The organism is Polaromonas sp. (assembly GCF_029945895.1).
In the GTDB taxonomy this organism is placed as follows: Bacteria; Pseudomonadota; Gammaproteobacteria; order Burkholderiales; family Burkholderiaceae_C; genus Polaromonas.
This window is the reverse complement of sequence record NZ_JAQSDL010000014.1, coordinates 1-14041: the sequence shown is the minus strand read 5'-3', so window position 1 is coordinate 14041 and position 14041 is coordinate 1. Positions and strand designations below refer to the sequence as shown.

At 64.6% G+C, this 14041-nt stretch carries 14 protein-coding genes and 1 pseudogene; 7 read left to right on the top strand and 8 right to left on the bottom strand.

What is annotated here, in order from left to right; translation table 11 throughout:
* Positions 1-163: 163 nt before the first annotated feature.
* From PSV33_RS01585 to PSV33_RS01570, 4 genes are read right to left on the bottom strand one after another with little or no spacing between them, the layout of a single operon-like run.
* Entirely contained in the window at positions 164-1396 is a 1233-nt protein-coding gene (locus PSV33_RS01585) for an ArgE/DapE family deacylase (RefSeq protein WP_300557852.1), read from the bottom strand.
* Positions 1389-3173: a 2-oxo-4-hydroxy-4-carboxy-5-ureidoimidazoline decarboxylase gene (gene uraD / locus PSV33_RS01580; RefSeq protein WP_300557850.1), complete on the bottom strand. Its 1785-nt coding sequence runs from the start codon at positions 3171-3173 to the stop codon at positions 1389-1391. Before uraD ends, PSV33_RS01585 begins: the two co-directional genes overlap by 8 nt.
* Positions 3157-4128, bottom strand: a complete 972-nt coding sequence (gene puuE / locus PSV33_RS01575) for an allantoinase PuuE (RefSeq protein WP_300557848.1) — start codon at positions 4126-4128, stop codon at positions 3157-3159. The genes uraD and puuE overlap by 17 nt, the downstream gene beginning before the upstream one ends.
* A 6-nt stretch (positions 4129-4134) precedes the next feature.
* Complete coding sequence (locus tag PSV33_RS01570) at positions 4135-4800, bottom strand: GntR family transcriptional regulator (RefSeq protein WP_300557846.1); 666 nt, start codon at positions 4798-4800, stop codon at positions 4135-4137.
* An 87-nt stretch (positions 4801-4887) separates the two neighbouring features.
* Here PSV33_RS01570 and uraH point away from each other — a divergent pair, with 87 nt between their 5' ends.
* The gene (gene uraH / locus PSV33_RS01565; RefSeq protein WP_300557844.1) at positions 4888-5241 is read left to right on the top strand and encodes a hydroxyisourate hydrolase; all 354 of its coding nucleotides are present in this window, start codon (positions 4888-4890) and stop codon (positions 5239-5241) included.
* Between the two features lie 193 nt (positions 5242-5434).
* Here uraH and PSV33_RS01560 read toward each other — a convergent pair whose 3' ends face one another.
* A complete protein-coding gene (locus PSV33_RS01560; RefSeq protein WP_300513432.1) occupies positions 5435-5947 on the bottom strand; it encodes a hypothetical protein in 513 nt (170 codons plus the stop codon).
* A 97-nt stretch (positions 5948-6044) separates the two neighbouring features.
* On the opposite strand from PSV33_RS01560, the pseudogene PSV33_RS01555 reads away from it, so the two are divergent.
* The 3 genes and pseudogenes from PSV33_RS01555 to PSV33_RS01545 all read left to right on the top strand — a co-directional run.
* A pseudogene (locus PSV33_RS01555) lies at positions 6045-6281 on the top strand (XdhC family protein); the annotation flags it as partial.
* Positions 6282-6323: 42 nt separating this feature from the next.
* A complete protein-coding gene (locus PSV33_RS01550; protein WP_300557940.1) occupies positions 6324-7145 on the top strand; it encodes an XdhC family protein in 822 nt (273 codons plus the stop codon).
* Positions 7146-7283: 138 nt separating this feature from the next.
* Positions 7284-8525 carry a urate hydroxylase PuuD gene (locus tag PSV33_RS01545; protein WP_300557842.1) on the top strand — a complete coding sequence of 414 codons (1242 nt, stop codon included), beginning with the start codon at positions 7284-7286 and terminating at the stop codon, positions 8523-8525.
* Between the two features lie 20 nt (positions 8526-8545).
* On the opposite strand, the gene PSV33_RS01540 is transcribed toward PSV33_RS01545, so the two are convergent.
* On the bottom strand, positions 8546-9481 hold the full coding sequence (locus PSV33_RS01540; protein ID WP_300557840.1) for a LysR family transcriptional regulator: 936 nt from the start codon (positions 9479-9481) through the stop codon (positions 8546-8548).
* Positions 9482-9582: 101 nt separating this feature from the next.
* On the opposite strand from PSV33_RS01540, the gene PSV33_RS01535 reads away from it, so the two are divergent.
* The 3 genes from PSV33_RS01535 to PSV33_RS01525 all read left to right on the top strand — a co-directional run bounded on the left by PSV33_RS01535 (position 9583) and on the right by PSV33_RS01525 (position 13166).
* The gene (locus PSV33_RS01535) at positions 9583-10677 is read left to right on the top strand and encodes a tartrate dehydrogenase (protein ID WP_300557838.1); all 1095 of its coding nucleotides are present in this window, start codon (positions 9583-9585) and stop codon (positions 10675-10677) included.
* A gap of 69 nt (positions 10678-10746) precedes the next feature.
* Entirely contained in the window at positions 10747-11703 is a 957-nt protein-coding gene (locus tag PSV33_RS01530; protein WP_300557837.1) for a tripartite tricarboxylate transporter substrate binding protein, read from the top strand.
* An 86-nt stretch (positions 11704-11789) separates the two neighbouring features.
* The gene (locus tag PSV33_RS01525) at positions 11790-13166 is read left to right on the top strand and encodes a glycerate kinase (protein WP_300557835.1); all 1377 of its coding nucleotides are present in this window, start codon (positions 11790-11792) and stop codon (positions 13164-13166) included.
* A gap of 47 nt (positions 13167-13213) precedes the next feature.
* Here the strand turns inward: PSV33_RS01525 and PSV33_RS01520 are convergent, their stop codons facing one another.
* Together PSV33_RS01520 and PSV33_RS01515 are read right to left on the bottom strand one after the other, a co-directional pair.
* Positions 13214-13633, bottom strand: coding sequence for a thioesterase family protein (locus PSV33_RS01520; RefSeq protein WP_300557833.1), 420 nt, complete (start codon positions 13631-13633; stop codon positions 13214-13216).
* A 145-nt stretch (positions 13634-13778) separates the two neighbouring features.
* The coding region (locus tag PSV33_RS01515; RefSeq protein ID WP_300557831.1) for a tripartite tricarboxylate transporter substrate-binding protein at positions 13779-14041 on the bottom strand (263 nt) is incomplete at its 5' end.

Sequence of the window (14041 nt, the reverse complement as noted above, 5' to 3'; positions counted from 1 at the left end):
ATATTGGGGATGTATCACGTCAAGCAAGAAGAATGCCGGGTTGGTGTCTGGAGGCACCCTGTGCATCCCTGATTGTGGATGGGGCGCGCGGCGCAGCCATCGGGATATCCCCTGCACCGGTCCGCACCGGCGGCCAGGGCGATGGTTGTCGGCGCAAGGGTGCTCATGGCTGGGGCGCAAGCAGTTCACGCAGGGTGCGTGCAATCACCTTGGTGGCGCCGCGCAGGTCGTCGAGGACCAGGTGTTCGTCGGCGCGTTTGGCGTTGGACTCGAGCACCGTGCGGGGTCCGGCGCCATAAATCACGCCGGGGATGCCGGCCTCGGCGTACAGACGCACATCGGTGTACAGCGGCGTACCCATCGCTGGTATGGGCTCACCAAAAATGGCCTGGCCATGCTTCTGGATCGCGTCGACCAGCGGCTGGTTGCCCGGCAGGGGCTTGAGCGCGTTGGCCAGCAGCAGGCGCTTGATCTCGACACGGACACCTTCGCATTCCCTGGCGGCATCATTGATCACCTTGCGGATATCCCGTTCCACTTCAAACGGCTTTTCCTCGGGAATCATGCGTCGGTCCAGCTTGAACATCACCTTGCCCGGGACGACATTGGTGTTGGTGCCACCCTCGATGCGACCCACGTTGAGGTAGGGGTGGGTGATGCCCTCGACTTTCGAGCTGACCTTCTTGTACAGCGTGTTCTGCGCGTACAGTGCATTGAGGATGTGCACGGCGGCCTGCAGTGCATCCACACCGGTGTCGGGAATGGCCGCATGGGCCATCTTGCCGTGCACTGTTACTTCCATTTGCAGGCAGCCGTTGTGGGCAGTGACCACTTCATGGCTGAATCCCGCGGCGATCAGCAGGTCCGGCCGGGTGAGTTTGTTCTTGAGCAGCCAGCCCGGTCCCATCTCGCCGCCGAACTCCTCGTCGTAGGTGAAATGCAGTTCCACGCTGCCGTGCAGCGGGATGCCCAGTGCCTCCAGCGCCCGCACGGCAAACGTGTAGGTGGCGAAATCGGACTTGCTGACGGCCGAGGCCCGGCCATAAATTCTGCCGTCCACGACCTTGCCGCCATACGGGTCCTGGGTCCAGCCTTCACCGGGGGGCACCACGTCGCCGTGGGCGTTCAGGGCGATGGTCCTGCCTTCCCCGTAGCGCCGGCGCACGATCAGGTTGGTCAGGGACTCCAGGCCATAAGCCTTGACCTCCACCGGGGCGATTTTGTGTTTTTCCACTTCGAAACCGAAAGCGTGGAGAAGCTCGGCGGTGCGTTCGGCATGCGGGGCATTGTTGCCGGGGGGCGTGGGGGTGGGGACGCGGATCAGTTCCTGCAGAAAACGCACTTCCTCATTGAAGTGGGCGTCCACCCAGGCGTCAAGTTGTTCGTCATCAGTCATGCTTGGTTCCGCCAACTTGGTCCAGCAGGTGCTGGAAGGCCTGGACGGCCAGGTCGATGTCGTCGCTGGTGGTACTTTCCAGCGGGTTGTGGCTGATGCCCGAGTTCTGGCCGCGCACAAACAGCATGGCCTGCGGCATCACCTCGTGGAGCTTCATCGCGTCGTGACCCGCGCCGCTGGGCATGCGGTAAAGCGGGACCCCCAGGCTGTCCACCGCCCGCTCCCAGTGCTGTTGCCAGGCCCGGGCACTCGGCGCGGCAGCAGCGCGCATGGTTTCCTCGGTGGTGTGGTGGACGCCGCGGCGTTCACAGATGGTTTTGAGTTCGGCCAGCACATCGGCCACCATCGCGTCACGCTGCGCATCGTTGGGTGCGCGCAGATCCAGCGTGAATTGGCAGCGGCCGGGTACCACGTTGGTCGAGCCGCCGGGCACCGTCCAGATGCCGATGGTGCCGACCGAGTCGCCATCGCGGGCCGCGCGCTGCTCCACATACAGCGCTATTTCAGCCACGGCCAGCGCCGCATCGCGGCGGCGGTTCATGGGGGTGGTACCGGCGTGGCTGGCCATGCCGGTGACCTCGCAGGTGTAACGCACACCGCCGTTGATGGAGGTCACGATGCCCAGCGGGATGTCGAGTTCATTGAGCACCGGCCCCTGCTCAATGTGCACTTCGACAAAACCCAGGTAGTCGGCAGGCTTGCGCTGCAGGGCAGCTATGGCCTCCAGCGTGGCCGGCAGGCCGGCGTGCTGCATGGCTTCCCGCATGCTGATGCCGTCGGCGTCTGTCTGGCCCAGCCAGGCCGGGTTGAACTGGCCGATCAGCGCGCCTGAGCCTAGAAACGTGGCCTTGTAACGCTGGCCTTCTTCTTCGGCAAAAGCAATCACTTCAAAGTCGAAAGGCAGTCGCTTGCCCGCGCGCGACAGCTCGCCCACACAGGCCACGGGTACAAAGATGCCGAGCCGGCCGTCGTACTTGCCGCCGTTGCGTACGGTGTCGTAGTGCGAGCCGGTCATCAGGGTCTTGGCGCCGGTCACGGCCGCCTTGTAGCGGCCGACCACGTTGCCGACCGCGTCCACGCTGACCTCGTCGAAGCCGCTGTCCCGCATGGTCTGCTCAATCAGCCGGGCAGCTGCACGATGCGCGTCGGTGAGGTAGGTCACCGTGAGCTGGCCTTTTTCCAGATAACCCGGGTCGCTGAACGCACTGAGGCTTTCCTGCCAGTCCCAGACCTGGTTGCCCAGGCGGGGCTCCGCACCGAACTTGTCCTGGAGCCGCAACTCGGCGATGCGGTGAATGTTGCGCAGGGCTTCTCCGAGCTCGAAGTCCGGGTGATTGGCCAGGCGTTGCTCAAAGGTGGCGATGATCTCCTGCCGGCTCAGGCCGGTGCCGCGGGGACCGCGCACGGCCAGGATGAAGGGAAAGCCGAACCGCGTGTTGTAGGCGCTGTTGAGTGCCTGGATGCGCGCAAATTCTTCAGGCGTGCAGTGGGTCAGGCCCGCCTTGTTCTGCTCGTTGGTGGATTCGGCCGTCAGCGTGTTGCTGACCATGGCCTTGCCGGCCAGTTCGGGGTGGGCGCGGATCAAGGTGAGCTGGGCCTCGCGGCCGGCCTTGCGGACGATGCCGGCCATCAAGTGTTTGAAGTGTGCCAGCGACCGGAAGGGACGCAGGGCCAGCGCGCCTTCGGCGATCCACGGGGAGTGTTCGTAGAGGCCGGCCAGCCAGGCCACGGCTTCAGTCGCTGGTGCGGCGTTCAGTTGTTCAAGGGTCAGGGGCATGGTCATTCTCTATATAGGGGTGGACTTGCTGCCAGTGGCGTGCAATGTCGATGCGACGGCAGATCCAGACAGCCTCGTGCTGCTGGACATGGTCAAGGAATTTCTGCAGTGCCACAATGCGGCCGGGCCTGCCCAGCAGGCGGCAGTGCATGCCGATGCTGAGCATCTTGGGTGCGTTCAGGCCGTTCGGGTCGCCTTCGGCATACAGCGCATCGAAGCTGTCACGCAGGTAGGTAAAGAAGTCATCGGCTTGCGCGAAGCCTTGGGGCAGCGCAAAACGCATGTCGTTGGTGTCCAGCGTGTAGGGCACCACGAGCCGCGGCACCACGGTGCCGTCGGTGCGCGCCACTTTCATCCACAGCGGCAGGTCGTCGCCGTAGTAGTCGCTGTCGTAGGCCAACTGGCCGTCGTCGGCGACCAGGCGCCGGGTGCGCGGGCTGTCGCGGCCGGTGTACCAGCCCAGCGGACGCTGGCCCGTCATTTGCGTGATGATGTCCAGGCCCAGGCGCATGTGCTCGCGCTCGACCACTTCGTCCGCGCCCTGGTAGTTGATCCAGCGCAGGCCGTGGCAGGCGATCTCGTGGCCGAGCTCGACGAAGGCGGCGGTCAGCTCGGGGTGGCGTTGCAGGGCCATGCTGACGCCGAACACCGTCAGCGGCAGCCGGCGCTTTTCAAACTCGCGCAGCAGGCGCCACACACCGGCCCGCGAGCCGTACTCGTAGATGCCTTCCATGCTCAGGTGGCGTTCGGGGTAGCTGGGCGGATTGGCCATCTCGGAGAGAAACTGTTCGGAGCCGGCGTCGCCATGCAGCACGGCGTTCTCTCCGCCTTCCTCGTAGTTCAGCACGAACTGCACGGCGATGCGGGCGCGGCCCGGCCACTGAGCGTGCGGCGGCGAGCGGCCATAACCCACCAGGTCTCTGGGGTAGGGCAGGGTGGTGTTGTAGATGGTCATGCAGGTTCAGGACAAGGCCATGGAAATATCGCTGGTCGGCATCTGGCGTTCAAAGCTGAGGTTTTCCTCGACATGCTGCAGGTGGTCGTTCATCAGGCGCACGGCGCGCTCCTCGTCCCTGGCGGACAGCGCCCTGACGATTTCGGCGTGTTCGTCATGGGAGTGTTCGGCAGCGCTGGCGCTCTGGTACATCAGCGTGATCAGCGAGCAGCGGGAGATCAGGTCGCCCAGCATTTGCGCCAGCACCTCGTTTCCCATCAGTTCGGCCATGCGCACATGAAAGTCGCCCAGCAGCTCGGTGCGCCCCGGGGCGTCCTGCCGTTCCACAGCCATTTTTTCCTGCGCTACATGTTCTTTCAGGGCCTTGATCCTGGCCGGCGTGACACTGCGCACAAACGCCCGGGTCATCTCGGCTTCCAGCATGCGGCGCACTGCAAACACCTGGCGCGCCTCGTTGACCGAAGGCGCAGCAACAAAGGCGCCGCGCGCGGGTTCGAGCCGGATCAGCTGGTTTTGCGAGAGCTGGAACAAGGCCTGGCGCACCAGCGTGCGCGAAACGCCGAAGTGGTCCGCCAGTTTCTGCTCGGCCAGTTTGGTGCCCGGAAGCAGGCGGTGCTCCACAATCGCCCTGGTCAGGGCTTCCACAATGGCGCTGGTGGTGGACGATTCCATGGCGCAAATGATAGTCGGAAAGCCCAAAAGTGTATACACTTTCGGTGGACCATCGGGCAGACCGACTCACCGCAACAAGGAATTGACATGGGCCTGAGCACACATGTGCTGGACACCATGCACGGCACGCCAGCGGCCGGCATGAGCGTCGAGCTGTACACCACCGACGGCGACCGCACCACGCTGGTGAAAGCCTTCCATCTGAACAGCGACGGCCGCAACCCCGACGGGCTGCTTTATGACAACAGCAGCCTGCAGCGCGGCACTTACCGGCTGGTCTTCGATGTGGCGGGCTATTTCTCCGCTCGAGGCGTGACGCTGCCGGAGCCGAATTTCCTGAACCGGGTGAGCCTGGACTTTGGCGTGGCTGACACCAGCCAGCATTACCATGTGCCGCTGCTGGTCAGCCCCTGGAGTTATTCCACGTATCGGGGATCCTGAATTCGCCAGCAAGCGTGAACTGAGTGGGGGGCTTCTTCAAGCAGGGGCCGCAGGCGCAGCGGCCCCCGAGGGGCTGGAGCCTGCGGCTCCAAAGCTGCTTGAGCAGCTTTGGACAGGCGACAGAGGCGAAGCGTCTCGCGAGCCGCGGCCTGCAAGGCCTCGGGCGCTACACGAAGTGAGCAACCGTGGGGGCTTAATTCTGCCCTTCGGTCAGCGTATCAAGCTGGAATTTGCCGCTTTTGTGCCAGAGCCAGGTGTCGGTGTAGACGACTTTGCCAATTCGGACTGGCGCCGGAAAAGGCGATGCGGCCTTGATCATGCGTTCGATCTCGGCGATGACCTCTGGCGCGTGGCGCGGTGCCCGCATCCAGTCGAGGCGGGTCACAATGCCGACCTGGTTGATTTCCACGTTCAGCACACCGACGGCGTAAAGCAGGGGTGGCATTCTCCCCTTGTAGATGCGGTCGGCGTGCAGTCCGTAAATGTGGCTGGCACCACTTTGGCGGTAGGCGCGGGCCGTAGGTGCGGCCGACTGGCGCGCCGAGCCGGCGGGGCCGGAAATCGGGCCGACCACGGGAGACGACGGAGCAGCCGGTTCGGGCTCGGCCGCCGGTGGGGGGGCGGATTTGCACGCTGAAACGAGGGCCCCGACCGCTGTCGACAGCAGGGCCGCAAGCCAGAAGCGGCGGTGTGAGGTTTCAGGCATACGTGTCCTTGTGTAGTTGCCAGGCGGCGTGGCTGCTATGGTGCAGTCTGTCAGGGGCCGTTGCCGTCTGGGAAAGCTGCCGCCTGGAAGTTGAATTATGCGTTCTCCGGGTCCCGGAAAGCGGGCCGTGAATCAGAGGGTTTCTACCGTGAGTCAGCACAAGGATTTGTTTTTGGCACGGCTGGCGCAGGAGCCGGCTGTGCTGGTCGAGGTGAGTGCCACCGAAGGTTCGGTGCCGCGCGAGGCCGGCACCTGGATGGCGGTTTTTGCCGATGGGGCGGTCGGCACCATAGGTGGCGGCCACCTGGAGTACGAGGCGACGGCGAGAGCACGTGCGCGTTTGCGGGGCCTGCCGGGTGAGGCAGCTGGCCGCTTTGTGCTCGGTCCTTCGCTGGGGCAATGCTGCGGCGGCGTGGTGCATCTGCGTTTTGAAGCGCTAGGTCCGGATGATGTGCCGGCCCTGCGCCGCCGGCTGGACAACCATTTACAGCCTGTTGCGCTTTTTGGGGGTGGCCATGTGGGTTTTGCGCTGATGGAGGTGCTCTCGCTCCTGCCGTTTGCCCTGACCTGGATCGACAGCCGTGACGGCATTTTCCCGGACGAGTTTGCAGATTTTTCCGCCGGGCCGCCCCAAGGAAAAATGCGCCCCCCTGGGGGGCAGGGAGCTACACGAAGTGAGCGAGCGTGGGGGCAGATTTCCGCCGGGCCGCCCCAAGGAAAAATGCGCCCCCCTGGGGGGCAGGGAGCTACACGAAGTGAGCGAGCGTGGGGGCAGATTTCCGCCGGGCCGCCCCAAGGAAAAATGCGCCCCCCTGGGGGGCAGGGAGCTACACGAAGTGAGCGAGCGTGGGGGCCCAACGTAAGCTGCGAGCATTCCGACCCGGTGCAACGCGCGGTGACGGACCTGGCGCCGCAGTCTCGGGTATTGATCATGAGTTTCAGCCACGCCGAGGACCTGGACATCGTGGCCGAATGCCTCAAGCGCCAGCGCGAGCGGGGCGACCTGCCTTACATCGGTTTGATCGGCAGCAAAACCAAATGGGCGACCTTCCGGCACCGGCTGGAGGCGCGCGGCTTCAGCGCTGAAGAACTCGGACACGTGACCTGCCCGATCGGCCTGCCCGGCATCAGCGGCAAGGAGCCGGAAGTGATTGCAGTGGCGGTCGCGGCACAGTTGTTGCATGCCGGCAGGCCATAGATCGCATACACTTTTAGCTTCCCCCTGGTCGCAGCGGAGCACATTTTTTTGTTGTTCGTGGCCTTTGTCTGCTTACAGCGCCCGCAGTGGTGAGCAGCTTGCACAAGGCAGCGCCGCGTCGCTGCATAGGTTGAGATCATGGAAAGTTACCTTCTCGACTGGGCCAACCTGCTGCTGCGCTGGGTCCATGTCATCACCGCCATCGCCTGGGTTGGCTCCTCGTTTTATTTTGTCTTCCTCGACTCCAGCCTGACGCCGCCGGTCGATGACGACCTGAAAAAGCAGGGCGTCAGCGGCGAACTCTGGGCTGTGCATGGCGGCGGTTTCTACCACCCGGTCAAGTTTGCGGTCAAGCCTCCCACCTTGCCCGGTCACCTGCACTGGTTTTACTGGGAGAGCTACAGCACCTGGCTGACCGGTTTTGCGCTGTTCACCGTGTCTTACCTCTGGAACGCCGGCACCTACCTGGTCGACAAATCGCTGATGAACTGGTCGCCCGGCGCCGCCATCGGGGTGGCACTTTCTTTCTTTGTGGTGTTCTGGATGCTCTACGACGGCATCTGCCAGCTGTTCGGCAAACGCAAAAACGGGGATGCGATGGTGGGCGCGCTGGTGCTGGTGCTTGTCTGTGTGGCGTCCTGGCTGGCCTGCCACTGGTTTGCCGGGCGCGCCGCTTTCCTGCTGGTGGGCGCCATGATTGCCACCGCAATGAGCGCCAATGTGTTTTTCTGGATCATTCCCGGTCAGCGCAAGGTGGTCGCCAGCATCCAGGCCGGCGAGCCCGTGGACCCGGTGCACGGCCAGCGCGGCAAGCAGCGCAGCGTGCACAACACCTATTTCACCCTGCCGGTGCTGTTTGCCATGCTCAGCAACCACTACAGCTTCACCTGGGGCCATCCGCAGAACTGGCTCGTGCTGATTGGCATGATGCTGGCCGGTGCGCTGATACGCCAGTTTTTTGTCATGCGCCATGGCTTCAAACTGGGCCGCAATGGCAACCCGCTGCCCTATGCGCTGGTCGGGGTGGTGCTGATTCTTGGCGCCATCGTCTGGATGAAACCGCCAGCGCAGGCTGCAGGCGCCGGGCTTGCTACTGATTCAATAGCTGCTGGCGCAGGAGGGGCGGGGGCTGCAGGCCAAAATGACTATAACAACCTGCAGAAAGTGCTGGAGCAACGCTGCTACCAGTGCCACGGTGCGCAAGTCCAGATGAAGAACGTGCGCCTCGACTCGCCGGCGCTGCTCAGGCAGCATGCGCAGGCGGTCTACCAGCAGGTGGTGGTCAGCAAAACCATGCCGATGAACAATGCCACCGGCATCACCGAGGCGGAACGGGGCCTGGTCCGGCAGTGGTTCGAAGCCGGCGCCAGAACACCCTGACGGCGCCCTGACCAGGCGGCTCACCAGCGGGTGACCAGGCCCGCAGCCAGCGTGGACGATTTCTCGAAGTGGCCGGCCAGGTAGTCCACAAAGGCGCGCACACGTGCCGACACCTGATGCCGCTGCGGCCAGACCGCATGAATGTCGGCCGGCGGGGTCTGGTGGTTCTCCAGCACCTGGCGCAGCCGGCCGCTGCGCAGGTAGCGCGCGATGTCCCACTCGGCGCGCATCACGATGCCATGGCCGGCCAGCGCCCAGTTGACGGCAATTTCGCCGTCGCTGGTGCTCAGGTTGCCGCGCACCTTCACGGTTTCCGTGCGTTTGCCCGACGCCAGGCGCCAGATGCCGTAGGCCTCGTCGCCTTGGCGGATGCCGATGCAGTTGTGTTGCGTCAGCTCGTGCGGCACCCGGGGCGTGCCGTGTCTGGCCAGGTAGGCGGGGGCCGCACACAGCAGGCGCCGGTTCGGTGCCAGCTTGCGCGTGATCACCCGCGCCTCGGGCGGTTCGCCGAAACGCACACACACATCAAAGGCGTCTTCGCTGGCGGGCGGCGGGTTGACGGTGAGTTGCAACTGGACCTGCATGTCCGGGTGCTGCTTCACGAAGCCGGAGATCAGCGGTGCAATGTGGCTGCGCCCAAACCCGGGGGTGGCGTTGACGCGTAGCAGGCCCTTGGGCGCCGCCACCGCGCTGGACACCAGCTGCTCCATGTCGGCGATCTCTGCCAGGATGCGCCGGGCATGGCTGAGGTAGATTTCGCCTTCGGGCGTGGGGCTGATGCGGCGTGTGGTCCGGTTCAGCAGCAACACGCCCAGCCGCGCTTCCATGAGCGCCAGGCGTTTGCTGACGGCCGGCGTGGTCACGTCGAGCTCGCGCGCCGTGGCCGAGAAGCTGCCGCAACGCGCCAGCAGGCTGAAAAACGCCATCTCGGAAGGGGCGGAGGCCGGTGTGCTCATTATTAACTCAAAGTAAACAATGCAATAACTCTAAGGCGTTCTGTTGAATCAGGCAAGCGCTAGAGTCCGTCCTTGCTATTCGAACATTTCAAGGACATGTCATGAAGGTTTACAAGATTGCCTGCATCCCCGGCGATGGCATTGGCAAGGAAGTGGTCCCGGCCGGCCAGCAGGTGCTGCAGGCCCTGGCCGCCACGCAGAATTTCGGCTTTGCCTTCACCTCTTTGGGCTGGGGTGGCGACTGGTTCCGCGCGCACGGTGTGATGATGCCCGACGACGGCCTGGACGCCCTGCGCGACCAGGACGCCATTCTGTTCGGCTCGGCGGGCGATCCGCATATTCCCGACCACATCACGCTCTGGGGCTTGCGCCTGAAGATCTGCCAGGGGTTCGATCAGTACGCCAATGTGCGGCCCACGCGCATCCTGCCTGGCATCGACGCACCGCTCAAACGCTGCACGGCGAAAGATCTGGACTGGGTCATCGTGCGCGAGAATTCCGAGGGTGAATATTCCGGTGTCGGCGGCCGAGCCCACCAGGGCCATCCGATCGAGGTGGCCACCGATGTGTCGATGATGACGCGCGCCGGCGTCGAGCGCATCATGCGTTACGCCTTCAGACTCGCGCAGTCGCGTCCGCGCAAGCTGCTGACCGTGGTCACCAAGTCCAACGCCCAGCGCCACGCCATGGTCATGTGGGACGAGATCGCGCTGCAGATCAGCAAGGAGTTCCCGGACGTGAGCTGGGACAAGGAACTGGTGGACGCCTGCACCGCACGCATGGTCAATCGCCCGGCTTCGCTGGACACGATCGTTGCGACCAATCTGCATGCCGACATCCTGAGCGACCTGGCGGCGGCACTGGCCGGCAGCCTGGGCATTGCGCCCACCGGCAACATCGACCCCGAGCGCCGCTACCCGTCGATGTTCGAGCCCATCCACGGTTCGGCCTTCGCCATCATGGGCAAGGGCCTGGCCAACCCGGTCGGCACGTTCTGGAGCTGCGTCATGTTGCTCGAGCATCTCGGTGAGAACACGGCGGCGCAGCAGCTGATGCAGGCCATCGAGGCCGTCACCGCCAACCCGGCCCTGCACACGCGCGACCTGGGCGGCAAGGCCACCACCGCGCAGGTCACCGCCGCTGTGTGTGCGCTGCTTGCCCGGCAGGGCAGCGCGCAACAGGCGCACGCGGCGTGACCCTTTTCCCTTTTCCGTTGACCCTTTTCCCGTGGCATTTGCATCAATATCAAAAAAGGAGACAGCAGCATGAAAGTTGACATCCGACACTGGATAGGCATCGCCTGCCTGATCGTGGCGCCCATGGCGCTGGCGCAGTCTTGTCCAGACAGGAACCTGATGTACTGGCAGGCCTTTCCACCCGGCGGCGAGTCGGACCTCTCGGCGCGTCACCAGCAGATGGTGCTGAAGAAAAAATGCGCAGCCATCGACGCCATCATCCAGTACAAGGCGGGGGCGGGCGGCGGCCTGATGTGGGGCCAGATGAACCAGTTGCCCGGTGACGGTCTCAACGTGGTCGGCATCAACCTCCCGCACATCGTGTTCCAGCCCATGGAAGGGCAGGTGCAATACAAGACGCAGGACATCACGCCCGTGTTCTGGTTTCACTTCACGCCGGATATCCTGGCCGTGCCTGAACAAAGTCCGATCAGAAGCTTTGCCGATTTCATCAGTGCGGCCAAGGCGGCGCCCGGCAAGCTCAACCTTGGCGGCTCCGGGCTGAATTCGGCCAATCATGCGGCGCACGAGCGCATGAATGCCGCCTTCGGGGTCAAGACCAACTACATCCCCTACAAGGGGACCGGCGACATGTCGCTGGCCGTGGTGGGCAACCAGATTGACGGGGCGATGACCTACTCTGCCTTTGCCATCAACAACAAGTCCAAGGTCCGTGCCCTGGCCATCGCCATGGAAAAGCGGCATCCGCTCCTGCCCGACGTGCCCACCTTCAAGGAGTTGGGCGTGGACTGGGTGGACGGTGCCTACCGTGGCATCGGGGTACCCCGCTCGACGCCACCCGAAGCCCGCAAACGGCTGTCGGACATGTGGGCCGCGCTGAACGCCGACCCGGAGATGAAGGAGCTGGCCGCCAAAAGCGGGTTCGAACTGGTCAATGTGGGGGTGGACCAGATGGACCCCTTCATGAAGGAGAAGACCCGGCTGTACACCGAAGGCGCGCAACGCCTCGGTCTGGGCAAGAAGTAAACCTCAGCAGCCGCGCCTCCACGGCGCGAGCTTCTGCTGGAGTTACCAGCGGGTTACGGCGGCACAATAAGGGCTGGAGACAACGCATGACCGCACCGAACCCCGCCACCGAACCCCGCGCCTTTCTCGAGCATCTGTATCAGGCCGCCGTGCAGCGCGCGCTGCCGCTGCACAACACGGCGGCTTGCCTGCCGCCACCACCCAGGGGCAGAACCATCGTCATCGGCGCCGGCAAGGCCGGCGGCTCGATGGCGCAGGCCGTTGAAGCGCTGTGGCCGGCAGACGCCCCGCTCGAAGGCCTGGTCGTCACGCGTTACCACCATGTTCCTCCACGGCCTCAGGGCTTGCCGCAGCGCATCGAGCTTGTCGAGGCCGCCCACCCGGTGCCTGACGCGGCCGGCCTGGCCGCGTCGCAGCGCATTCTGCAGATGGTGCAGGGCCTGACCCGGGATGACCTCGTGCTCTGCCTGATCTCGGGCGGTGGCTCGGCCTTGCTGACGCTGCCGGCCGACGGCCTGAGCCTGGAAGACAAGCAGCGCATCAACAAGGCGCTGCTCAACAGCGGCGCCAACATCGGCGAGATGAACTGCGTGCGCAAACACCTCTCGCGCATCAAGGGCGGGCGCCTGGCCGCGGCCTGTGCGCCGGCGCGCGTGGTCACGCTGACCATCAGCGACGTGCCCGGTGACGACCCGTCCATCATTGCCAGCGGCCCGACCGTGCCCGACGCCAGCAGCTGCGCCGACGCGCTGGCCATCCTGAAGCGCTATGCCATCGACGTGCCGGCAGACGTGTTGTCGCAGATGGAAAGTGGGGCGCTGGAAACCCCCAAACCCGGCGCCCCGGCGTTTGAAGGCCACGAGGTCCACATGATGGCCACGCCCCAGCAATCGCTGGACGCGGCAGCCGCAGCGGCGCGTGCGGCGGGGATGGCCGCGTACATCCTCAGCGACGAGATGGAGGGGGAGTCGCGCGAGGTCGGCAAGGTGCATGCGGCCATCGCGCGCACCGTTGCGCGATCTTCGGATTCCTCGCGCGCCGTGGCACCCAACGCCCAGCCCTTCAGCAGGCCCTGCGTGATTTTGAGCGGTGGTGAAACCACGGTGACGGTCCGGCCCCGGCAGCCCGGTGACGCGAAAGGCCGCGGCGATAGCAATGAAGCCCGCCCCGGCCGCGGCGGGCGGGCGGGCGAGTTCTGCCTGGGCCTGGCACTCGCGCTACAGGGCCAGGCCGGCGTGTACGCGCTGGCCGCAGACACCGACGGCATCGACGGCGTGGAAGACAACGCCGGTGCCTTTGTGGCGCCTGACACCCTGACGCGCGCTGTCGCACAGGGCATGAAGATCAACGGCTTTCTGGACCGCAACGACGCCTACGGCTACTTCGAGCCACTGGGCGATCTGGTGATCACGGGACCCACCCACACCAATGTCAACGACTTCCGTGCGCTACTGATTTTGTAGCTGCTTGCGACCACCCAGCAAGGGCTGAAGGCCGATTTAGCTTCAGACTATTCGCAAAGGCTGCGAATCTCTGGCGGAATCGGCAGCGCGCGTATCGCTTCCGGGTTGTTGGCCCGGCGTCCGGCGAAGATGCGCACCTCGTCGCATTCCATGATGGCCTCATCCCCGCGCATGATGCGGTAACGCTGCACAAAACTCTTCTCGCGCCATTCAGGGATGGAGGTGTGGATGTCCAGCGTGTCGCCATAGGTGGCAGTGCGCAGAAAACGCGAATGGGTGTCCACCAGCGGCGTGCCGATCACGCCGATTGTTTTTTCGGTCTCCTGCCAGGAGGGCACACCGCACTGGACAAAAAAGTTTCGCGAGGCGGCGTCTATCCAGCGGAAGAAATTCGGAAACCACACAATGCGCGCCGGGTCGCAGTCGCCGAACTCAACGCGGATGGTGTGGGTGATCTGTTTGCTCATGGCTGAATTATGTCGTCAAGGTACCGATGCCACGTAAGGCACGGGACGGCCTCTCTTGTTCAAGCAGGGGCCGCGGGTCCGGCTCCGCAGGCGCAGCGGCCCCCTCGGGGGGCAAGGAGCTAAACGCAGTGAGCGACTGTGGGGGCTAGTCACCCTGGATGTTCCGCGCCCGGATCAGCGCGCCGAAACGGGTGCCGTCAATGGCGGCGCGCATGTTGAAGTCAGACGGCGACATCGGGGCCGGAATGCCGCCTATCGCCATGATGCGGTCTTTCACCGGCTGCGTGGCGAGGATCTTGTTGATCTCCTGGTTCAGCCGGTTCACGATGGCCGGCGGGGTGCCGGCCGGCGCGTAAAAGCCGAACCAGGTGTCGGCGTCGAAGTTTTTCAGGCCGGCTTCGTCCAGGG